Source organism: Desulfobaculum sp. SPO524 (assembly GCF_044987625.1).
GTDB lineage: Bacteria > Desulfobacterota > Desulfovibrionia > Desulfovibrionales > Desulfovibrionaceae > Desulfobaculum.
On sequence record NZ_JBJDSB010000001.1, the window covers coordinates 450,650 to 471,683 of the forward strand.

At 64.8% G+C, this 21,034-nt stretch carries 16 protein-coding genes; 2 read left to right on the plus strand and 14 right to left on the minus strand.

What is annotated here, in order from left to right:
- Window positions 1-112: 112 nt before the first annotated feature.
- The 14 genes from ACI3L3_RS01910 to ACI3L3_RS01975 form a co-directional block, all read right to left on the minus strand.
- Entirely contained in the window at window positions 113-2,041 is a 1,929-nt protein-coding gene (locus ACI3L3_RS01910) for an alkaline phosphatase family protein (RefSeq protein WP_404843400.1), read from the minus strand.
- Window positions 2,038-2,268: a hypothetical protein gene (locus ACI3L3_RS01915; RefSeq protein ID WP_404843401.1), complete on the minus strand. Its 231-nt coding sequence runs from the start codon at window positions 2,266-2,268 to the stop codon at window positions 2,038-2,040. The genes ACI3L3_RS01910 and ACI3L3_RS01915 overlap by 4 nt, the downstream gene beginning before the upstream one ends.
- 31 nt (window positions 2,269-2,299) lie before the next feature.
- Window positions 2,300-3,574, minus strand: a complete 1,275-nt coding sequence (locus ACI3L3_RS01920) for a GTP-binding protein (RefSeq protein ID WP_404843402.1) — start codon at window positions 3,572-3,574, stop codon at window positions 2,300-2,302.
- On the minus strand, window positions 3,574-4,371 hold the full coding sequence (cysD, locus tag ACI3L3_RS01925; protein ID WP_404843403.1) for a sulfate adenylyltransferase subunit CysD: 798 nt from the start codon (window positions 4,369-4,371) through the stop codon (window positions 3,574-3,576). Before cysD ends, ACI3L3_RS01920 begins: the two co-directional genes overlap by 1 nt.
- Before the next feature lie 11 nt (window positions 4,372-4,382).
- Window positions 4,383-6,236, minus strand: a complete 1,854-nt coding sequence (locus tag ACI3L3_RS01930) for an alkaline phosphatase family protein (protein WP_404843404.1) — start codon at window positions 6,234-6,236, stop codon at window positions 4,383-4,385.
- Complete coding sequence (locus tag ACI3L3_RS01935; protein WP_404843405.1) at window positions 6,226-9,138, minus strand: sulfatase-like hydrolase/transferase; 2,913 nt, start codon at window positions 9,136-9,138, stop codon at window positions 6,226-6,228. Before ACI3L3_RS01935 ends, ACI3L3_RS01930 begins: the two co-directional genes overlap by 11 nt.
- Window positions 9,138-10,184 carry a glycosyltransferase gene (locus ACI3L3_RS01940; protein WP_404843406.1) on the minus strand — a complete coding sequence of 349 codons (1,047 nt, stop codon included), beginning with the start codon at window positions 10,182-10,184 and terminating at the stop codon, window positions 9,138-9,140. The genes ACI3L3_RS01935 and ACI3L3_RS01940 overlap by 1 nt, the downstream gene beginning before the upstream one ends.
- Window positions 10,185-10,225: 41 nt before the next feature.
- Window positions 10,226-11,140: a glycosyltransferase family 2 protein gene (locus tag ACI3L3_RS01945; RefSeq protein WP_404843407.1), complete on the minus strand. Its 915-nt coding sequence runs from the start codon at window positions 11,138-11,140 to the stop codon at window positions 10,226-10,228.
- Complete coding sequence (locus ACI3L3_RS01950) at window positions 11,133-12,962, minus strand: ArnT family glycosyltransferase (RefSeq protein ID WP_404843408.1); 1,830 nt, start codon at window positions 12,960-12,962, stop codon at window positions 11,133-11,135. Before ACI3L3_RS01950 ends, ACI3L3_RS01945 begins: the two co-directional genes overlap by 8 nt.
- Window positions 12,946-13,731, minus strand: coding sequence for an acyltransferase (locus tag ACI3L3_RS01955; RefSeq protein ID WP_404843409.1), 786 nt, complete (start codon window positions 13,729-13,731; stop codon window positions 12,946-12,948). Before ACI3L3_RS01955 ends, ACI3L3_RS01950 begins: the two co-directional genes overlap by 17 nt.
- Window positions 13,724-14,374: a class I SAM-dependent methyltransferase gene (locus tag ACI3L3_RS01960; RefSeq protein ID WP_404843410.1), complete on the minus strand. Its 651-nt coding sequence runs from the start codon at window positions 14,372-14,374 to the stop codon at window positions 13,724-13,726. The genes ACI3L3_RS01955 and ACI3L3_RS01960 overlap by 8 nt, the downstream gene beginning before the upstream one ends.
- A 3-nt stretch (window positions 14,375-14,377) precedes the next feature.
- The gene (locus tag ACI3L3_RS01965) at window positions 14,378-15,784 is read right to left on the minus strand and encodes a B12-binding domain-containing radical SAM protein (RefSeq protein ID WP_404843411.1); all 1,407 of its coding nucleotides are present in this window, start codon (window positions 15,782-15,784) and stop codon (window positions 14,378-14,380) included.
- A gap of 150 nt (window positions 15,785-15,934) precedes the next feature.
- Window positions 15,935-16,930: a glycosyltransferase gene (locus tag ACI3L3_RS01970; protein ID WP_404843412.1), complete on the minus strand. Its 996-nt coding sequence runs from the start codon at window positions 16,928-16,930 to the stop codon at window positions 15,935-15,937.
- Window positions 16,923-17,942 carry a glycosyltransferase family 2 protein gene (locus ACI3L3_RS01975; RefSeq protein WP_404843413.1) on the minus strand — a complete coding sequence of 340 codons (1,020 nt, stop codon included), beginning with the start codon at window positions 17,940-17,942 and terminating at the stop codon, window positions 16,923-16,925. Before ACI3L3_RS01975 ends, ACI3L3_RS01970 begins: the two co-directional genes overlap by 8 nt.
- A 192-nt stretch (window positions 17,943-18,134) precedes the next feature.
- On the opposite strand from ACI3L3_RS01975, the gene ACI3L3_RS01980 reads away from it, so the two are divergent.
- Together ACI3L3_RS01980 and ACI3L3_RS01985 are read left to right on the plus strand one after the other, a co-directional pair.
- Window positions 18,135-19,754 (plus strand): DUF2079 domain-containing protein, encoded by a 1,620-nt coding sequence (locus ACI3L3_RS01980; RefSeq protein ID WP_404843414.1) that lies wholly within the window; start codon window positions 18,135-18,137, stop codon window positions 19,752-19,754.
- Window positions 19,751-21,034 carry a polysaccharide biosynthesis protein gene (locus ACI3L3_RS01985; RefSeq protein ID WP_404843415.1) on the plus strand — a complete coding sequence of 428 codons (1,284 nt, stop codon included), beginning with the start codon at window positions 19,751-19,753 and terminating at the stop codon, window positions 21,032-21,034. Before ACI3L3_RS01980 ends, ACI3L3_RS01985 begins: the two co-directional genes overlap by 4 nt.

Below are 21,034 nucleotides of genomic sequence, written 5' to 3' on the forward strand. Positions count from 1 at the left end.
TTGCACAGTCAGATGAAACGGAAGGTCCAATCCAGCACGAGGCGCAGCGTGCGCGGCCACAGCCGCGCCAGACCAATGCCGCCTATCCGGAAGCACTACGGCCGGGTGCCGCCTACGCGAGGGGCGCCCCGGTGTAGCGTTTTGGAACCGGAAGTCCCAACGCGGCAAGCACGGTTGGCGCAATGTCGCGCACGCTCGGCGCCTTGGCGGCCAGAGGAACGTTGGAGCACACAATTCCGGGCACAAAGCCCGGGGCGATGCAGTGGTCGCCGCTCCATTTTTTGCGGTTGGCGGAGACCATCATCTCCGGACAACCGCCCACGGCGGTTTGCCAGCTGGAGCGGTATCCCGGCCGGAAGCCCAGTACGATGTCCGGCGCGCCCGGCGCATCGCCATACAGCTTTTTGCCGTCAAAGGCCTTGGCCACGGCCTGCTCGCCCGTGTCATGATGGCGGAAGGATTCAAGGTCTGCGGCGATGCGCCGCACAAGCTCATCGCGGCGGGACGGGGGCACAACGCCCTCGCCCTCGCGGCCCTGCAAATTCACGTACACACTGTTCAGCCCCACGGCGTAGGCCGCCGTCTGCGCCCAATCCACATTGGCAAACAGCGCCCCGGCGTCCGGGTCCGCAGGGTCCGCCGCGCCCGTCAGCGTCAGGTGCCCCTTGGCCGCCAGCAGGCGGTTTACATGCACGGAGTGGCGGTAGGTGCTGAACCCATGGTCCGAGAAGGCGAGCAGCAGCGTCCTGTCGTCCACAACCTGCATCAGCCGGGCAAGACGCGCGTCCATGCGCTTATACAGCTCAAGGAGCACGCCGCCATAGCGCGTGGCGTACTGCTTGGAATACAGCGGATGCTTGGGATCCAGCGCGGCCCAGAACATGTGCTGGATGCGGTCCGTGGTGAACAGCACCCCGGCCATGAGGCCCTCTGGCGCGTGGGCAAAGCCGTAGTCAAACAGCTTTTCCTGCTCGGTGAGCAGGTCGTAGCACAGGGTCAAAAACGTTTCGTTGGTCAGGCGGCCCTCGGTGAGGGCCTTGGTGTCCGCGGGAATGCCAAGGGTGGCGAAATTGCCGATATTTTCGGCCAGTTCGCCAGCGTAACCCGCCGGGCTGCTGATGGGAAAGGCCGGGGCCGACGGAGTCAGATTCAGCGGCGTCAGGTACAGCCGCACATGCGGGGTCGCCTCCACAAGGCAGAAGCGCCCCATGGCGCTCACCGTGCGGCCAAAGCCCATGTTGAAGGAAAAGGTCAGCCACGGCGAAAACGCTCCGGGCGCAAGGCTGAGGTCATGCTCGCCCGCCACAAGGCGCACGCCGTCCGCCGTGCGGCGTACGGTCATGTCCACGGTGGCGGGCTTGGTGCCGGTCAGCCCCGCCACCAGCGGGCCGCGCACCTCGGTCTGGGCCGCCGCGCCGGAAAAGGCCAGCCGGACCACCTTGTGCCCAGCCGGGCCGCCATCGTCCGGGGCGTCCGTATAGAACGCATACCGGCCAATATTCCCCTGCACATCAGGCACGCCCATGCCGGAGAGGAGCGTTGCGCGGCTCTTGTCCGGCGCGGGGAAGGTGACGGGCCATTTGAGCACCGTGGCCGGAATATCCGCGTCCGCCACATCCTCCCAGAAAGGACGCGCCTGCACCGGATTCACATACTCCGGCGCGCCAAAGAGCGCCCCGCCGCTTTGCTGTCTGGTGATGGCAAGGCGGGGGGTGTAGGACTCGGGGTCGCGCTCCAGAAAATCAAACATGCCGTGCTGGCCGGGACCAACGCCCGTGGCGATGCTGGTCCACGATACCGGCGACTGCGGCGGCGTGGTGGTGGCCAGCGGCGCGGCCTTGCCGCCCTCAAGCAGCGCCTTGAACGCGGGCAGCTCCCCGGCGGCGGCGTACTTGTGCACAAGGCCAAAATCGATGCCGTCCATGCCAAGGAGCACCACCCGGCGGTAGCCCTTCGGCCGCGCCCGCACCACGGCGGGAAATCCAAAGGACGCCATGGCGCCACACGCGGCGCAACCTTTCACGAACTGGCGGCGGTTCATCCGTGCTCCTCGACCTTGGTCGTCTCCGGGTCCTTGCGGCCACGGACTTTGCGGTACAGCTTGATGATGGGCCGAAACAGCACCGCCGCCCCAGCGCCCACAAAGGCCAAAATATACGCCAGCCCGCCAAACACGGCGCTGGTGGTTCCCGGATCCACATACGCCCATGCCGTCGCCGGAATCAGCACCACGCCAAGACCGGCCACGCACACTGCGCCTTGCTTCATACGTTGCACCACGTCTGTTCCCCTTTGCTGATTATGCCCGGTCGTTCACATCCGCCGTTTCCTCCACCACGCCGACCGCGACGGCCTCTCCGCCGCGCTCCACAACCATGCGGCCCAGCTCGGGGCACCGCAGGAAGGGCAGGAACGCCACAGGCTTTTCCACCTGTATATTTCCTACCATAATATCACCGAAGAAAACAGCATCTCCCTCCTGTTCGCCGGTCCTCGCCCCTGCCGCGTCAAAGCTCATCCGCGTGGCAAAGGGGCCAAGCCTGCACGGCACCTCTTGATGCCCAAGGCGCAAAATATAGCCGTCCTCGGCCCCGAGGGGCGCTTCGCTCAGCGAGGCCAAACGCACCGCAATACTGTCGCCAACGCTCAGCGCCACATCGGACAACACATCCCCGCGCGCCGGTTCGGCCTCGCCCTCCAGCACCACGCCCACGTTCTCCCCGGGGCTGGCCGAAGCGATGACGCCTTCGGGAAAGCGCACCAGATGCGCCACCTGCGCCTCGCCCCCGCCGGGTTGCACGGCAACGCGCGCGCCCGGTTCCAGTACGCCGCTAAGGATGCGGCCCACATGCACTGGAGTGCCGTCCATGTCGTATCTATCCTGCACCGGCAGGCACGCCGCGCCCGCAATGGGGGCAGGCAGGGGCTGGGCGTCCAGCGCCTCTACCAGCGGCGGGCCGCCGTACCACGGCATGCGGGGCGACTGCTGCGCCACATTGTCGCCCCGCACGGCGGAAACGGGCACCATGGCCGCCACCTCGCACCCAAGGCGCGCGGCAAAGTCGCACACGGCCTCCTCCACGCGGCGGAAGGCCTGCTCCGCGTAGTCCACGGCGTCCATCTTGTTCACGGCGACAATCCACCGCCGCACACCAATCATGTGCAAGATGGCAAGATGCCGCAGCGTCTGATCGCCTATGCCCTGCGCCACATCCACAATGCCCACGGCCATGTCCGCCTGTGTGGCTCCGGTGACCATGTTGCGGATGAATTCCCTGTGCCCCGGCACGTCGATGAGCACATATTGCCGCATCTGCGTAGAAAAGAAGGTCTGCGCCGTGTCCACGGTGATGTGGTCGCGCCGCTCCTCAGCAAGTGCGTCCATCACGCGGGAAAAGTCCGGCCCGCCGTCTTTGGCGGAAAGCTCCAAATCATGCAGACGGTCCGCATCCAGACTGCCCGTGTCAAAGAGCAGCCGCCCGATGAGGGTGCTTTTGCCGTGGTCCACATCCCCAACCACCACCGCGCGGCCGGGTCGCTGGCCATCAGGATTCATTCTGCGCGCTTCGGTCATTACAAGTACCCCAGTGAACGCAGTTTCTGCATGGTGAAGGCGTCCTCCTTGTCCTGCGCGCGGCCCGCGCGCTCGCCCACGCTGGTGTGTGTGAGTTCCGCGATGACGGCCTCAATGCTTGCGGCCTCGGACTCCACAGGACTGCAACAAGGCATGCACCCAAGGCTGCGGTACCGCTTGCCGTCATTGGCAAAATACAATTCATTCAGTTCCAGCCCTTCGCGCAGGGCGTATTCCCAGACGTCCACTTCCGTGAAGCCCAGGAGCGGATGGATGCGCAGGTGGTGCGTCTCCTCGCTGCGGCTTTGGTACAGGTCCCACATTTCAGCGGGCTGGCGCATGTAGTCCCAGCGGAAGTCCTCGCCGCGCGGCGAAAACACGCGCTCCTTGGCGCGGATGCCATGCTCGTCGCGGCGGATGCCCACCATCACGGACTCCAGCCCCATGCTGGTCAGCGCATCGCGCAGGACGTTGGTCTTGCGCTGGGTACAGCAGTCCAGCTTGCTGGAGCCGTCCGGGCGGGCGGAGACGCTGTCCGGGCAGGTGAACACGCGCACGTCCAGCCCCCACTGTTCGGCCCAGCGGTCGCGGTAGGCGTACATCTGCGGGAACTTGTAGCCCGTGTCGATATGCACCACAGGGACGGGAATGCGCCCCAAAAAGGCCTTCATGCACAGCCACAGGAGCACTGTGGAGTCCTTGCCCATGGACCACAGGATGGCCGTCCTGCGCGAGCGGGCGTATGCCTCGCGGATGATGTACACCGCGTCGTTCTCAAGCCGTGTCAGCCTGTCCATATGCACTCCGTTCAGCGTTTGACGAGTGGTTCGCCCTGCATGGTGTCCGGCCGGGGGATGCCCAGCACCTCCAGCACGGTGGGGGCGATGTTCTCCAGCCCCGCACCCTGCGTCTCCAGCGGCAGGTTCGACAGCAAAATTCCCGGAACATTCTGCGGCGCTTGGCAATGGTCGCCGCTCCAATGATTCATATTGTCCTCAAAGACGCCCTCTCCCGGTCCGCCGAGGGCGCTCTCCCACGACACGCGAAAGCCCGGCGCCATGCCCAGCACAAGGTCCGGCGCGCCGGATGCAAACGGCCCGCTGTAGACGTCCTGCCCCAGCGCCACGTCGCTGACGGTGCGCGCTCCCGTTGCCGGGTGCCGCAGGTCCATAAGCCGGGCGCGGATGTCCTCCTGCACCTCGCGGCGCTTCTCCGGCGGCACCACGCCGCCGCCCTCGCGTCCGCGCTCGTTGATGTACACGGCGTTGAGGCCAGCGGCGTAGGCCGAGGTCTTCTCCCAGTCCACACCGCGAAAGAGCGTTCCGTCGCCCTCCGCGTGCTGGGAAAGCAGCCCCTCGCCGGACAGCCACGAATTGATGTGAAAGCTGTGGCGGAAGGTCTCGAACCCATGGTCGGAGCAGACGATGACCGGCACGTCCGGCCCCAGCCTGCGCACCACCTCGGCAAGGATGGCGTCGGCGCGCTGGTAGTAGTCGTCCACCACGCCGCCGTACTGCGCGGCGGCTGCGGCGTCGTGGAAGGGATGCGCCGCGTCCTTGTGCCGCCAAAAGAGATGCTGCACGCGGTCCGTGGTATCGAAAACAAACGCCAACACCCCGGACTGAAAGTCATCCAGCAGGGCAAAGAACATCCGCCGCCACTGGTCCATAAGCTCATCGCACAGGGCCAAAAAATGGTCCTCGCCGATGCGCAGTTCGCTGACGGCCTTGGTGTCCTCGGGCATGCCAAGGGTAAAGAAACTGCGCCCGCCGCCAAGGCTGGCCGCGAATTCCGCCGGGGCGGACAGCGGCAGGTACTGCGAGCGCGGATCAATCTGGATGGGCGACACATACAGCCGGAATTCCGGCTCCGTCTGCACCAGCAGCATCCGGCAGATGCCCCACGCCTTGGAAAAGGGCGGCAAGGGGAAGCGTACCCGCAGCCACGGGCTCCACTGCCCCGGCTCCAGATGCATGGTGGAATCCGGCAGATGCACGTCCACGCCGGTGCCTGCGCGCTCAAAGGTCATGGCGACCTCGCTGGGCTTTGGCTTGCCAAGGGCCTGATACAGCGGCCCTTCCAGCGCGGCCTTGGCCTTGCCGCCGGAGAACGTGACAGGGCGCACCTTTTCCGCGCCACTGCCCGTCAGGTCGGCTTCGTCCGTGGAGTAAAAGAGATAGCGCCCAAGGTTGCCCTGAATGTCCGGCATACCAAGGCCCGCCAGCATCCGCGTGCCGTTCATGGGCGGGGGAAATGTCACGGGCCAGCGGATGACGGTGGCGGGCACCTTGTGCCGCGAGGCCTGCTCCCAAAACGCCACGCCCCCGCGCGCCGGGGAGTACTGCTTGCCCGGCGCGGCAAAGGGATTGCGCCCGGTCTTTTTGAGGATGGACAGGTCCAGCCGGTACTCTTCGGGCGCGCGGTGGACAAAGTCGTAAATGCCGTGGCCACCGGGGTTGCACCCGGTGGCAATGGTGGACCATGCCACGGGCGACTGCGGCGGCGTAGTGGTGCGCACCGGTGAAAACGCGCCGCGCTCCGCCATGGCCGAAAACGCAGGGAGCCGCCCCTCGTCCATCAGCCGCTGCACTTCGCGCGGGTCCAACCCGTCAAAGCCAAGAACGACAACCTTGTCATGAGCCTGCACTGTGCTACTCCACATACCCAAGGTCCTGCAGGGCCTTGAGGTTCTGGTTGAGCGTCACGTCCAGCCGCGTGGTTGCGCGGCCCGCCTGCGCTCCGGCGCCACTGCCCAGTCCCCGGTACCACTTGGCGCGCCACAGGGCGGCGCGCTCCAAATCCGGCGCGGCCATGAGCAGACGTTCCTCGGCATCGTTGGCGGTAAGGCGGGTCCAGCCCTGCCCAAGGTCCATGACCACCTTGCCGTCCGCCCGCATAAAGGCGACGCGCTGGGGGGCCTCGCGCGGGTCAATCTGCGCAAAGGCCACGCCTTGCGGCGCGCGCCCATGCGCGGCAAGCAGGCTCGCCCCGCGCAGCAGCTCACTGCCCGCCCCCTCCACAAGGTCCACAAGCGTGGCGTAGACGGACACCGTGGATACCGGTCCCGCCACCGTACGGGTCGCCCCGTCAAAGCGTCCGGGCACATGCACAATAAGCGGCACATGAATCTGCTGGTTGTACAGCGACGAACCGTGCCCATACACGCCATGCTCGCCAAGGGACTGTCCATGGTCGGCGAAATAGAGCATCGCCACCCCGCCGTCGGCACCGTCCGCGCCATAGCGTGCGTCCAATGCATCGAGGAAAGCGTCGAACTTGGCGTCAAAGTACATCCACTTCATGCGGTAGCCGTCGCGGAAGTGCTGCAACCCTTCCGGAGGGTATTGCTTGCCGGTCTTCATCGTAGGCGGGGTACCGCGCGGTAGCGGATCCGCCGCGGCCATCTCCCGCGCCTCGTCCAAAAAGGCGACAAGCTGACGCGAGCGCGTATGCCGGGCCACACTGCGCACGGTAATGCGCCCGCTCACCGGCGCGTCAAAATGCAGTTGCAGCACCTGCGGTCCGGTAAACGCCTCCAGCGGCACATCCACCGCGTCCGGCCCGCCGCGCAGCATGTGGGAGACATTCACGCGGAAGGTCACCTCCGCGCCGTCCTCGGCAATGGGACGGGCCTCAGCGTACATCTGGCTGGAGCCATCCTCGCGGAAGAGGTTCACCTCCACATGCGACAGCGCGCCGCGCATGGCCGCACTGCCAAACTCCACTCGCACGTCAAAACTGCGTAGAACCACATCGTCATCAAAGGGCACCAGACCACCGGGGGCAGTGCCCATAAGCAGCCGCTGCGCGCCATTAACGGTGACTGCGGCCTCCTGCGCGTTCCACTCAAAAGCGTCGGACGCGCCCTTGTAATTGGTCAACGTCATGTCCTGCCCCTGCCGCACCCGCGTCACGGTGCCCATGTCGGCAAAGGGCTTCTTGCCAAGGTGGCGCATGTACTGGACAAGGCTCTCCGGCTTGTCCATGCAGTCCGACACCACGCGCCCTACCGCATCCGGAGAGTGCGTTTCCATGGCCTGAATGAATACAAAGGCCGGGCGGCCATCAGCGTCGCGGCGGGCCAGAATCTCCTCCGCCGCTTTGAACAGCTTCTCCCCATGCATGATGCCGAAGTGATAGATGTATTCGTCCACATAAAATTCCAAACGCGGAATCAAATACGGATTGGTGGTGACGCAGTAGGTCCGGTAGCCATGCGAACGCATGTAGGCAAACAGGTTTGAGGGCTGGGCCGGATAATAAAAGATGGGGAACTCCGCCAAATGCCGCCCGTGCAGCACAGCGTTGGTGGAAGGCGTCGTCGTGTTGGAGGGCGAATACGCGTGGGTAAAGGTCAAAGTATCCGGCCGCGCCATAAGCCGCGCCAGCCCGCGCCCGGAGCGCAGCAGGCGCTGGTCGTAGGCGGTCTGCGCGCGCAGTGAGTCCGGCACCACCACCACGATGTCCTGCGCGCGGCCAGGCGCCGCGGCGGGGACAACGCCCGTCACGCTCATGCCCGATACAATGCCCACCCCGGCGGGAAGGCCCGGCTCGCCGCCCTCGGCCTCGGCCCGCAGTACAAGGCGCACCCGCTCGCCGGGGGCAACGCGCAGCGGCACACGCACGGCGCGCATGGACCACGGCGCGCCGTCCACGTCCTGCGCGGGGTCAAAGCTCTCGCGCCACAGGGACGTTCTGCGTCCGCCCCGCTCCGCGAGCAGTTCCAGCGTAACGGGACTGAGCACGCCAAGAGGCGCGGCGCTCACGTCCATGCGCACCTCGCCCTCTCCGGCAAGGGTCACGGTCTTGGCCACCTCGGTCCCGGCGGCAATGAGCAGCGAGGGACGCACCCTGCTGTGCTCCCCATCAATTGAGGACTGAAAGAATGACGAATTCACCCCGCTGTCCCCAAGGGGCAGCATGCCGCCAGGCAGCGTAAACGAGGCGGCGTAGGGGTAGAAGATGCGGTCCAGAAAGAGCGCCACGGCAACGGCGCGGTCATGCATGGCGGCGTCAAGAGCCACGGCGCTTACGCTTTCAACGCGCAGGTCATTGCGCAGCAGTTCCGGTGTGGCGTGCCAGCGCGGGGCGTCGGATCCGGGGTCGAGGGGAACGCAGATACTGCGCGCCTCGGCCGGCGCCGCAGGCAGAAACATCTGCCGCTCGCGCCCGAGGAGGGTGTAGCTCAGCGTGGTGGGAAATGACGCCGTGTACGCCACTTGCAGGACAACGGCCTTGTCGGCGTGCCCCTTTCGCGCGGCGGCGCAGGCGGCGGAAAAATCCTCGGCAAAGGCGGTCCAGCCTGCGTTGCGCATGCGCTGGACGGTGTCGCCGCCAGCGGCCACCGGCCCGGCAGAACCAAGAACGCGCGGCGAGCCTGCGGCCACTATGCGCGTCGCCATTGTGTGCAGGGCCGCTGCGTCCACGGCCTGCATGTCCGCCCCGCGCACGTCCCAGTCGCCCGGCCAGTCCTGCGTCACCATCTGGCGCACGGCTGGCGACGCGCCGCACACGCCCGGAAGAAGCAGCATCACAATGGCAAAGAGTACAACACAGCGCCGCATTATTTCGACTCCTTCAGCGCGCCGGGCGCTGGACAATGGGTGCGGTCCTCCGGCTCATCCCACCAGCCAAAGAGGATGCCCCGAATCATACGCAAGCCAAGGCGGAAGGCGACCATAGCATTGACGTTGCCGCCCTTGCTCAGCCCCACCCGGCGATAGAACGTCACCGGGCACTCCACGATGGACTGCCCCGCTTCAAGGGCCTTGTCCATGAAGTAGGCGTTAAACTCCAAATTGATGCGGTAGAAATCCAACCCGTCCAACAGGCCGCGCAGGGCGTCGTTGCGGCACATCTTGTAGGTGGTGCCCACGTCGGACAGCGTGCACCGGCCAATGTGCTTCATCTCCAGCATCTTGCCCACAAAGGTGTTGCCGTAGTGGATAAAGGGGGTCACCTGCGTGCCCTCCTCCTGCAACTGGTCCACGGTGCGCGTGCCCACCACGATGTCGCAGTGCGGCAGATAGGCAAAAAACTTGTCGATATCCGCCGCGCGAAAGGTCATGTCACCCTCGCACAGCACGGTAACGGCCGTGTCGTCCCACTTGAGGCCCTCCTTGAGGGCGCGGTGCACGCACGCGCCGTAGCCCTGCACGCACTCGTTGTAGGCAATGGCGCCAGCCTCCTTGGCGCGCTCCAGCGTGGCGTCCTTGGAGTTGTTGCTGATGACGATAACGCGCCGTACCGCCGGATGGGCAAGGAAGTCCTTCACCGCCGGGCCGATGGCTTCCTCGTCGTTATAGGCGGTGAGGGCCACGGTGCAGGTCTGCTCGCCAATGTCGTCAAACCGGACGGTGCCGCCGTTTTTAAACCGCGGGCGAAAGACGTAGATGTCCACGCAGATAAAGAACACGCCTATGATGGCCGGGATGCCGCTGTACAAAACGATGGCGCGGTTTATCCACGTCAGCGTGTCGTTGTGCGGAAAGAAAATGTTGCGCGGAAAGCCCAAGGCCACGCCGATGACATACATGGCCAGCGCCACGCCAAAGAGCACAATGCCATACAGCGCCAGTGGTACCCGTCTTGCCCGTTTCCGGTCCGTCATGAAGACTCCCCCTGAAGGGTTTCCCAAGCCGTGTCGTCACATCACCCCACCCCGGCAAAGCGTCCTGTCAGCCCATGGGCCACGCCGCGAAGCGTGGCCCACGCAATGTCCGGCCGCCGAAAGCGCAGGGACTGCGCCACATAATACCCGGTCAAAAGCGGCATAAAACACACAAGAAACACGCCAAAGCCCACGCGGCTGGCGTTTTTGCGCATAAACAGCACCCGGTTGCGCGACACAAGGTACCCCCGCCCGGCGTTGCGCAGGCCAATGGCGTTTTGGATGCGCTGGTCCGCGTCGGAAAAGTCCGCAATGGACAGCTTGTGCCACGCCGTGGCACCGGGCACCACGCGCACCTCGTACCCCGCGCGCAGCACGCCCTCGGCAAAGTCCGACTCCTCAAAAATGATAAAGAACCGCGTATCGAAACCGCCCACGGCGCGAAACACCTCGGCCCGTACCATGAACGCCGTGGGAATGTGCCCCGTCGGGTACGATGTCCCCCGGTCCGGCGGCGTGGTCAGATACGTGGTGCGCCCGGTGACAAGGTCGATATCCGCCCCGGCAAACCACACGCGGTCCGGCTCGTCGTAGTAGTTGATGACAGGCCCGGCCATGCCGCACTGCGCGTTGACCACAAACTCGCTCACAAGGCGTGATATGGCGTCCGGCGCAACGGTGGCGTCGCTGTCCACAAAAAAGAGAAGCTCCCCTGTTGCGGCCTCACCCCCGGTGTTGCGCGCCAGCGACGCGCCGCCGTTGTGCGGCGTGGCAACATAGCGCGCCTGCGGAAAGCGCTCGCGCACCATGGCGGCGGTGTTGTCCGTGGAGCAGTCGTCCGCGACCACGATTTCAATGGAGCCATAGTCCGAGGCCTGAACGGACCGGATGCACTCCTCAAGGTCGCCCGCGCGGTTGTGGGTCGGGATGACCACGCTCACCAGCGGCTCAGCCATTGTGTCCTCCTGTGCTGCGCGCGGACGAACCATCGCCGGCGGCCACGCCCGTTTCTCCGCGCACGTCGTACACCCACGCCACAGGCACCCCATCCACGGTAAAGGTCTTTACCGGGTCAAAGCGCTCCTCAATCTGCTTGCGCAAACGGTTGTGCCCCTCGCCGGGGAACATGCCGGGGTAGCGGAACAAACGGTGCACCACCACATGCGTGGCCCCGCTGCGCTGGAGGGCGTCAAAGCCCATGCGGCGGCTTGTCTCGTCAAAGTAGGGGAACCGAAAGGTCAAATCCCCGGCCCCAAAGCCCTCTAGGGGATAGATGGACTCGTTCTGCGGCATGCCTTCCTTGTCACGCGCGGTGAACACGGCGCTTCCGGCCAGGGAGCGCGGCACATTGACGCGGCTGGAGTACATGAAGGCGTTGGGCTTGGTGCCCCACACCCACACCGTTGCGCCGGGTGGCGCGACCTCGTCCACGTACTCTATGGCCTCGCGCTGCCCTACGCCGCTGTCGGCCACGATGTAGTCCTCGCTGGCCCCCTGCATGCCGCCCACAAAGGCGTTGAAGTAGTCCTTCTGGTGCGGAAAAACGATGGCGTTGGAGGCAAGAAGCCAGCCGCCGCCCACCACCACGGCGGCAACGGCCACCACCCGGCGCAGGGCGTCCTGCCGCCGCGCGGCCCATGCAAGCAAACGGTCCACGCCGTAGCCGCCCATAACGGCCAGCGGCACAAAGGCGGGCATAATGTGGCGGTAGCCGCCATGCTTGCCCTTGCTCAGGGTGATGATGCCAAAGGTAAACGCCACCCACAGGGCAAGGAACCAAAAGTCCCGCCGCCGCTCACGCCACAGGGCCACCCCGCCGCCAAGCATGGCGATGAGGAACGGTATGGGCGTGCAGATGGCAAGGTAGACAAGGTAGTAGTCCGGTCCCAGCTCTGTTGTGCCCTTGTAAAAGCCATGCCCCACAATGGTGAACTGCACGGCGAGGTTCTTGAAAAACAGCGTGGGATCCGTCCACAGCCACGGCCACACCGCGTACAGAACCAGCGGCGATATAGGGAACCAGAGGAGCGCCTTACGGTTGGCGGACAGCCACGCCATGCCCGCGCCGCGCCCGTGCTCGCGCACGTACCACCACGCCAAGAGCAGCATATAGGTGGCAATGACAAAGCCGATACTGCCGGAAAAGAGCTTCGTCCCGGCGGAGAAGCCCACAAAGACGGCAGACAGGAAATACCGCCGCCACGAGCCGTCGCGCAGGGCGGTCATGAACAAATACGCGGCCACGGCCTGCGTGGCGACCATGCCAATCTCCAAATACGCCACACTGCCCATGCCCGTGAACGGCGGCAGGGCAATGAGCAAAAACGCGCTGAACATGCCCACGCGGCGGCTGCCAAGAATCCGCTCGCCCCAGCGCCACGCCACAAAAACCACCACAAGGGCCGCAACCACACTGGGCACGCGAAAGGCCATCACCGCCGCATCGCTCTTGAGCAGGCCCGCCGCCTGCGCGGCAAGCTCGGCCATGGAGCCGGGAAGCCCCGTCACCGCAACGTTGGCCAGCACATACACGGCAAACGCCCCGCCATAGAAATACATCATAAACGGCGGGTGAAACTCAAAGCTCCAGAACTGCGGATCAAAGGTCAGGGTGGCGAAATTGCGGAGCGCCGTCGCGCCGCCCACAACGTAGGTCAGCTCGTCGTAGAGCAGTTCCACATGCGCGGCGAGCACCGTCAGCAGCAGCCCCGCCACGGCCAAGGCAAGCGCAAGGGGACGGGCGCCCGGCGATCGGCCCGAATTACGGCGTTGACTCATGGTCTGCCTCCTGCTTGAGGGGTTCGCTCACGCGGGTCCACTGCTGCGCGTCGTCGTCATAGCGCAGGATGGCCCGAGCGGGATTGCCCGCCACCACCGTGCGTGGCGGCACGCTGGAAAGCACCACGGAATTTGCGGCCACAACGCTGTTTTCGCCAATTTCCAACAGCCCGCCCGAGGCATGCACCACCACATTGGCGGCCAGCCACGCCCCGCGCCGCACCACCACACGGCCGCCGGTCTTGATGCCCTGCCGCGACACGGGACGCGTGACGTCCTCGTAGGCGTGGGCATGGTCCAGCACGGTGACGTTGGGACCAAAGAGCACGTCGTCCTCAATGTCCACGCGGTTTGCGGCGGCAAGGGTGCATCCCGGCCCGACCCGCACGCCGCTGCCAAGGCTCAGATAGGCGCGGGCATCAGGGCGCGGCATCTCCACAAGGGGGACGCACAGCCAACTGCCGCGCTGCACCCACACCCTGTCCCCAAGGGCGATAAAGCGCGCGCCGTCCACACTGCACGTGGGGTCCACAATGACCCCCCGCCCGCAGGAGCGGAATCGGTGCCGCAACGCCCGGTGGATGCGCGCCCACACCATAAGCCGCAGGCCCTTGCACGCCAGTTCGCGCAGGGTGTAGCCCTGCCCCAAAAAGTACGTCAGCCGCTGGCGCAGGGTCCCTTCCGAGGGATGCGTGATGGCGCGCATGTCCTGCTCCGGCGCCGCGCTCTGCGCGCCATGGCGCGGGGTCATGGCCTCACCTTCATCCATCACTGCCTCCGGGCCGGACTGCGCACAGGAAGAATTGCCCGGCCATGGGCCGGATAGGGCTGCGCAAATACAGCCGCACCAGCCACGGGGCCTTGGGCAAGCGGCTCTTCATGGAAAAGGGCAAAAAGCGCGGCTCGACACGCTCCACGGCAAAGGCCAGACTCTCCAGCCAGTCCTTCATCCCCGCATCGGTAAAGATGAGGCGGTGGGTGTAGTCGTCAAAATAGGAATCCGCGCAGTATTTGAAGTTGGGCTGGATGACGAGGAGCCGCCCGCCGGGCCGCAGCACGCGGTGGATTTCCCGCGCGCAGGCCTCGAAGGTATCGCGCTCCAGGTGCTCAAAGAAGTTGCTGGCCAGCACCACATCCATGGAACCGGTCTCAAAGCGCGACAGGTCCGTGGCGTCGCCCACGTGCGCGGTGATGCCCTCGTCGGCGTAGCGCCCCACGTCCGCAAACAGGTCCATGACGTGCTTTTCGCCCGCGGGCACGGCGTTGATGAACTCGCAGTAGCCGCCGCCCACCTCCAGCACCCGCGCCCCGTCCGGGACAAAGGGGCGCAGATAGGCCGCAATCTCGTTCCACACCCCGCGCCGCCGCGGGTCGTGGGTAAAGCGTGTGGCGTGATAGTCGCTGTGCTGCATGGCCTATGTCCTGCTGAAGTCCGCCAGATGCGCAAACAGCTTGCGACCGGCGCGGATGAAGAACCGCACATCGTCCACACTGCGCACGGACACCACCTTGCGCATAAGGAACGACGGTGACAGCGCCGCGCGGTAGAGTTCCTGCGTAAAGCCCATCACGTCATCCTCGTCCACCGGGCTTTTCCACACGGAGCGCTTCATGTCGTAGTCGTCCCAGTCCTCGGTGGTCAGCCAGCCGTTTTCGCGGGCCTCCTGAAAGAGCGGCGTCCCCGGATACGGCACCACAATGGTGGCCTGCAGCGTGTCGATATACCCGCGCGAGAACATATCCTTGGCAAAGGCGATGGTCTGCTCGGCCTCGGCGCGCGTCTCCCACGGGTAGCCGACCATGGTGGTGATGTGCGGCTCAAGCCCGGCCTGTTTGGCCCATTGCAGAGTCTGGGAAATCTGCTCCACCTTCAGGCCCTTGTTCAGCCGGTCCAGCGTGGATTGCACCATGCTCTCAAGGCCAATAAGGATGAAGCGGAACCCCGCGCGCTTCATGAGCTTCCACTGCTCCGCGCTCAGCGCGCCGCAGCGCATATTGCAGCCCAGCACCACCTTGCGGTGCAGGCCGCGCTCTATGATGCCCTCGCAGAATTCCTCCAGCCACTGCCCTTTGGGAAAGCAGCCGCTGTCGTCAAAAATCTCCCGCACGCCAAGCTCCGTGACCAGCCGCTCCACTTCGTCCAAATGGCGATTCACGCTCACGGTACGGTAGGTTGCGCCGGGGTACAGCGTGGTCCAACTGCAAAAGGAGCAGCGCCCCCACCAACAGTCGCGCCCCGCCATCACATAGGTGCCGGGCGTGTACTTGAAGTTGCCGTTCTTGTAGGCGTAGCGCTCCCACTGGGTTAGCTGGCGGTCGATGATGGGCAGTTGGTCCAGATCATGGCTGACGTCCGGCTCGCCGGTGCTCATGACATCCGCGCCGCGCCGGTGCCACACGCCGCGCGGCAACTCGCCGCCGTGGTCCAGCGCGTCGCACAGGTCCGCCAGCACGAAATCATAGTCCCCGCCCGTTATGACGTAGTCCACACCGCAGGCGTCCATGCTCTCGCGCGGCAGGGCCGTGACATGGTCGCCAAACAGCGCCACCTTCGGCCCCCAGTCGCACTCGCGCTTGATGCGGTCCACAATGGTCCAGTGGCGCTTGATGACCGGGGTCTTGCTCTCCATGGCGATGAGGTCCGGGCGCTCCACACGCAGGCGCGCAAACCAGCTTTCGTGGTCCATCTCCTGCGCGATGGCGTCGTCCCACAGCACCTCATGCCCGCGCGAGGCCAGCAGCGTGGCCGCAGAGGCCGGCACCATGGGATAAATGTAGGTGGGGTTGCAGAACCACTGGAACTGCCGGTTCTGTGAAAGCAAGGGAACCCCTCTGGATGATTCCAGAGGCGGATAGGTGATGGATACCTTCATGATGCAGTGCCCCGTTCTCGTTAGTCGGTTCCGGCGCGACGTTACGGATGCGGCCACCATGGCCGGTCAGAACGCGGAGGAAGCTCGCTGTCGTCGTAGCTATCGTCCGAGTGTGCTCTTGAGGTCCCTCACAAACAGGAACCCCTTCAGAAACCGCCACCCATACCAGAAGTGCGTCCCCACAACATAGGGGACCGTGGCAAGGGCGACGCGGGCGTCGCGCAGCCGCGCGAAGATGCCCAGCGTGGAAAAGGCGATGGCAAGGGCATAGAGCGCCCAGCCAAGGGTATACAGTCCGGCAAACACGCTCCCCGCAAACAGCGCCACCCAGCCCACCACCACAAACAGGAAAAACGCCATGGGCATAAAGTAGCTGAGGCGGCGCGAGGTTTCGGGATAGCGCTTGGCAAAGAACCCGCGGTGCAGGCCATAGTTGCCCACCTGCCGCATATGCCGCACAAACCCGGAACGCCGGTGGTGGTACACCACAGCCTCCGGCTCGTAGAGAATGCGCTTGCCGCGCTCCCGCACGATGTCGAGGCACAGCTTGGTGTCCTCGCCGGGCCAGTATTCGTTGTCGAAGCCGTTGACGGCGTGGAAATCCTCGGCCCGCACAAGCAGGTTCACCGAGGGCCAATCATCCACAAAGAAGCGGCGGTCTCCGGGCCAATAGCGCCACGCGGCAGAGCCATTGAGGGGCGAGACGAATATGGCGCCGGACACCTTCTGCCAAAAGCCGTCATCCGGCGGCGTCACCTGCGGCCCGGCCACCGCGCCGATCGTCTCATCCTCAAAATGGACCACGGCCTTCTCCAGCCAGTCCCCGGCGGGGTAGGCGTCGTCGTCGATAAAGGCCAGCACGCGCCCCGTCGCCACTGCCGCGCCCTCGTCGCGCTTGATGGCCGGACTCACCGGACCGGTGGGAAGAATGCGGACATCCAGCCCCAAGGCTTCGGACAGTTCGTCCTCCATAGGGCCGTCGGGCAGCAGGATGACCTCAAAGGACGGCCCGCGCAGGGTGCCAAGGTGGGTCAGGGTCTGGCGCAGATAGTCCGACGGCGCCTGAAACGGAATAATCACCGACACCTCAGCCATGAGCGTGCCACCTCCCGATATCGGGATGTTTACAGACGCTCACGCTGCGCTCCGGGGGCGAACCATCGTCCTCGGCAAGGCGGCCGCAGGCCTGCCGCACAATGAACAGGGGCCGCCCCACCACCTCCGTATGAATATGCCCGATGTACAGGGCAATCATGCCAAGCGCGGCCAAAATCACGCCCACCAGCAGCGTATTGAGCACCACCACGTAGGCCATGGGCGTATAGAGCACGTCCAGGAACACATCCGTGACCAGCATATAGCTCAAGAGGAGCGCGGAGATGAAAATGATGAATATTCCCAGATAACCGGTAAAGCGCAGCGGCGCGAGGGAGAAGGACGTCAGGCTGTTGACCGCAAGGCGCACGAGCTTGCGCAGGGAATAGGCAGGACGGCCGGAACTGCGGCGCGGGGCCACAAATTCCACAAAGCTCTTGTTAAAGCCCATCCAGTCGATGATGCCGCGGAACATACGCGTGCGCTCGGTAAAGGTGCACAGCGTTTCCACCACGCCACGGTCCAGCAGGCGAAAGTCCGTGCTATTGGGCGGAATTTCCACATCGGACAGACGCGTCATAAGCATATAGAACACCTTGGAGCCAATCCGCTTAATAAAGGACGTGCCTTCATTATGCTTGCGGATGCCCACCACGATGTCCGCGCCCTCCTCCCACTTGCGGATAAACTCCGGCAACAGGTCCGGCGGATGCTGGAGGTCCGAGTCCATAAACAGCACGGCCTCGCTGCCGTTCATGGCCGTGACGCCGGCGGTGAGGGCCATCTCCTTGCCGAAGTTGCGCGACAGGTTCAGCCCGCACACGCGCCCGTCACGGCGCGCCAGCTTTTCGATGACCTGCCACGAGTTGTCCTTGCTCCCGTCGTTCACGAACAGAAGCTCCCACTCATAGGCAGGCACGGCGTCAAACGCCTCGCTCACCTTTTCATGAAGGAGTTCAAGGTTTTCGGCCTCGTTGTACACGGGAACAACCACTGCGATGCGTGTCTTCATAGTGCAGCAAAACCGCCGTTTATACTGATAAATGAGACTTTTGCGATTATTCAATCATATACGGAAACGCGTCAGACAAGTCAAATGCAAACTTGATAAACAGCGCTACATTCCCTACTGTATCATACACTGACGATATTGCTCGAACTTTCTCCCCTTGTCCTGCACACAAAATGGCACAAACGGTGGTTCATGGCTGCTGATACCGACATGACGCATCTTTCCCTCCGCCTCCACGGGCTTCTGCCCGCCCTTGGGCTGTGCGCCATTTTGGCGGCCATGGCCACGGCCAAATATTTCACCCTGCACACCACCTTTGCGGACCTGATTTTACTGGTAGACCATCTGGAGCACCTGAGCGAACGGGGCTGGTGGCCGGTTCTGTTTTGGGGGCACTTGCAACCGCTCAAAATTCCCCTTGCGGTTCTGCACGCCGCCCTGCCGGACGCCGCGCGCATTCCGACGCTACTCATTGGACAGGCCGTCCTGCTTGCCCTGCCCGCCGCCGCACTCTGGCGGCGGCACGGGGTCATGGGCTACGCCGCGTACGCCCTTGCCTTTCCGCTGTGGTACATCGCGCTCTTTGACGTGCACATCGACGCCGTCGCCGTCCCCCTGCTCTTTTGGTTCGCCTTTGCTGAGGCAGATGGCCGCCTTGGGCGCGCCTGTGTTCCGGCCCTTATGCTGGCGCTGGTGAAGGAGACCTTTGCCCTGCAAACCGCGGCTTGCGGCCTGTTTCTGCTGGTGCGGCATGGACGGCGCGCCCGCGTGGCGGGGAGCGCCCTTGCGCTCTTTGGCGCGGCGTATTTTGTGCTGGCTGTGGGGGTCTTGCTACCGGGACTTGGCCCCAGCGGCGGCGGACCCATCGGGGCTGGCGCTTTTGGCTGGCTGGGCGGCTCCCTTGGCGAGATGCTGCGCACCATCCTGACGGACCCCGCGCGAGTCCTGAGCATGATGTTCGGCGAGCCGGGGAAGCTCCTCTATGTGGTCGCGCTCATTGCCGCATTTTTGGGGCTGCCGCTTCTGGCGCCGTCGTGGTGGATTGTGGCCCTGCCGCCCCTCGCCTTGTCCCTCCTGTCCACCCAGCCCAATCATTATGGACTTGGGCACCACTACACCGCCGGACTTCTGCCGCCACTGACCATGGCCTTTTGCGCCGCATGGCCCCGCGTGCGGGACTGCGCCGCTACTCTCGTCCGCCCGCGCACGGCCACGGCGCTGGCGTTGTGCGCGGTGCTGGCCGTACATGTGGCGCTCTCTCCCTCGCCGGTCTCGCGCCTGTTTTGGACGGACAAGATTTGGTCCTACGGCTGGCGCGCCTACGTCCCCACCGCGCGGGATGCGATGATCCGCCGCGCGCTGGACGAGCATATCCCCCAGAGCGGCGTCACCTGCATCAGCGCGCAGAACACGGTGGTCTGGCACAGCCTGCTGCGCGCAGAGCGCGTAGTCATCTTTCCCGCCGCTGCTTATGAGGCATTCGCCCTGCCGGATTTGCAGGCGCTGTCGGAACGCAGCGCATTTCTCCGTCGCTCCGCCGATGCCCCCGGCCACGCAGCGCGCACATCCGAGGTGTCCTTTCATGCTGATTTTGTGGTATTAGACCTGATGCGTCCCCTTTATCTCGGGGACCTTGGGTGCGACTGGCGCTACGGGGCCTGCACGGACGACACCGTCCGCCGCGGCTTCCTCGCCGCCGTGGAGCGCACCAGGCAGACAACCACGCCGGTTTTTGAACGCGACGGATTCATCATCCTCCGGCGGCGCGGCGCGCCGTCATCACCACCAGCGGGCAAGGATACGCCATCATGAAGCGCTTCCTGCGGCAGAACGTTCTTATTCTGGTGCTCCTGAACTCCGGGAACCTGTTCAACTACATGTTTCAGTTCCTCGTCGGGCGCAGCCTGCCGCCGCAGGACTTTGGCGTTTTTAACGCGCTCAACTCCCTTGCCGTGTTGGCATCCGCGCCCATGATTGTTGTGCCGCTTGTGCTCTCGCGCTTTACCATCCGCATGGAACCGGAGGGGAAAGAGGCCCTGCGCGGACTGCTGCGCACCGCCCTCCTGCTGCTGACGCTGGCCGGGGCGGCGGTCTTTCTGCTGGGCACGCTGGCGCACACCGGCATCCAAAGCTATCTGCACGTGGACTCCACCGGGCCGGTTCTGCTGATGCTGGCGCTGACCAGCATCAGCTTCATCATGCCCGTTCCCCTTGGCATCCTGATGGGCCTGCAACGCTTCACGGGCTTTGGCCTTGGCAACTGCTCCTCATCGGCCATCCGACTCATAAGCGCCGCCCTGCTGGTGGCCATGCTGGGTCACGGCGTTGGCGGGGCGCTGCTCTCGGGCATTATTGGCGTAGTAGGCGCGCTGGGTCTTGCCCTCTTTTTCCTGCGCGACCTTGTCATCGGTCCGGCGAAGCCCCTGCCTGCCAACATGCTGCGGCAGGTGGGGTGGTACACCGTTCCCGTGCTTCTGAACGCCGCGCTCATCATGGGCCTTGGCAATCTGGACCTTGTTCTGGCGCGCCACTACTGCACGCCCGAAGCGTCCGGGCACTACGCCATGGCCGCCGTGCTGGGACGCATTGCCTTTTTCCTGCCCAACGCCCTGCTGATGGTGCTCTTTCCCGAGGTTGCCAAGTCCAGCGCCTCCGGTGAGGAGAGCGGCAAAACCCTCGCCCTCAGCATGGGGCTGACGCTGCTGCTTGGCGGCGGCTTCGCCCTTGTGTGCGGGCTGTGGCCGGAGCCGGTTATCCTGGCGCTGTTTGGGCCGGAGTATCTGGCCTCGGCCCCGGCGCTGCGGCTGGTGGTGACGGCTATGGCGCTCATGGCGGTGGCGAACGTTCTGTTCACCTACTGCCTTGCCTGCTCGCTGTACGGGTACCTGTGGATACTGGGCGCGGGCCTTGCGGGCATGATTACCCTCATCACCATGTTCCACGCCACGGAAACACAGGTGGCGTGGAGCCTCTTCGCCGCCGCCGCAAGCATTCTGGCGGCCACCACGGTGTGGTTTCTGCTGGTGGGCAAAAAAGCCGAAGTGCGCCGCCGCATGGTCATGAACGGACACACCATGGAAGAAACCTCCTAG

Excerpts from the sequence above, each read along its gene's own strand:
- ACI3L3_RS01910 (WP_404843400.1), bottom strand. The coding sequence starts at position 2,041 with ATGAACCGCCGCCAGTTCGTGAAAGGTTGCGCCGCGTGTGGCGCCATG.
- ACI3L3_RS01915 (WP_404843401.1), bottom strand. The coding sequence starts at position 2,268 with ATGAAGCAAGGCGCAGTGTGCGTGGCCGGTCTTGGCGTGGTGCTGATT.
- ACI3L3_RS01920 (WP_404843402.1), bottom strand. The coding sequence starts at position 3,574 with ATGACCGAAGCGCGCAGAATGAATCCTGATGGCCAGCGACCCGGCCGC.
- cysD (WP_404843403.1), bottom strand. The coding sequence starts at position 4,371 with ATGGACAGGCTGACACGGCTTGAGAACGACGCGGTGTACATCATCCGC.
- ACI3L3_RS01930 (WP_404843404.1), bottom strand. The coding sequence starts at position 6,236 with ATGTGGAGTAGCACAGTGCAGGCTCATGACAAGGTTGTCGTTCTTGGC.
- ACI3L3_RS01935 (WP_404843405.1), bottom strand. The coding sequence starts at position 9,138 with ATGCGGCGCTGTGTTGTACTCTTTGCCATTGTGATGCTGCTTCTTCCG.
- ACI3L3_RS01940 (WP_404843406.1), bottom strand. The coding sequence starts at position 10,184 with ATGACGGACCGGAAACGGGCAAGACGGGTACCACTGGCGCTGTATGGC.
- ACI3L3_RS01945 (WP_404843407.1), bottom strand. The coding sequence starts at position 11,140 with ATGGCTGAGCCGCTGGTGAGCGTGGTCATCCCGACCCACAACCGCGCG.
- ACI3L3_RS01950 (WP_404843408.1), bottom strand. The coding sequence starts at position 12,962 with ATGAGTCAACGCCGTAATTCGGGCCGATCGCCGGGCGCCCGTCCCCTT.
- ACI3L3_RS01955 (WP_404843409.1), bottom strand. The coding sequence starts at position 13,731 with ATGGATGAAGGTGAGGCCATGACCCCGCGCCATGGCGCGCAGAGCGCG.
- ACI3L3_RS01960 (WP_404843410.1), bottom strand. The coding sequence starts at position 14,374 with ATGCAGCACAGCGACTATCACGCCACACGCTTTACCCACGACCCGCGG.
- ACI3L3_RS01970 (WP_404843412.1), bottom strand. The coding sequence starts at position 16,930 with ATGGCTGAGGTGTCGGTGATTATTCCGTTTCAGGCGCCGTCGGACTAT.
- ACI3L3_RS01975 (WP_404843413.1), bottom strand. The coding sequence starts at position 17,942 with ATGAAGACACGCATCGCAGTGGTTGTTCCCGTGTACAACGAGGCCGAA.
- ACI3L3_RS01980 (WP_404843414.1), top strand. The coding sequence starts at position 18,135 with ATGGCTGCTGATACCGACATGACGCATCTTTCCCTCCGCCTCCACGGG.
- ACI3L3_RS01985 (WP_404843415.1), top strand. The coding sequence starts at position 19,751 with ATGAAGCGCTTCCTGCGGCAGAACGTTCTTATTCTGGTGCTCCTGAAC.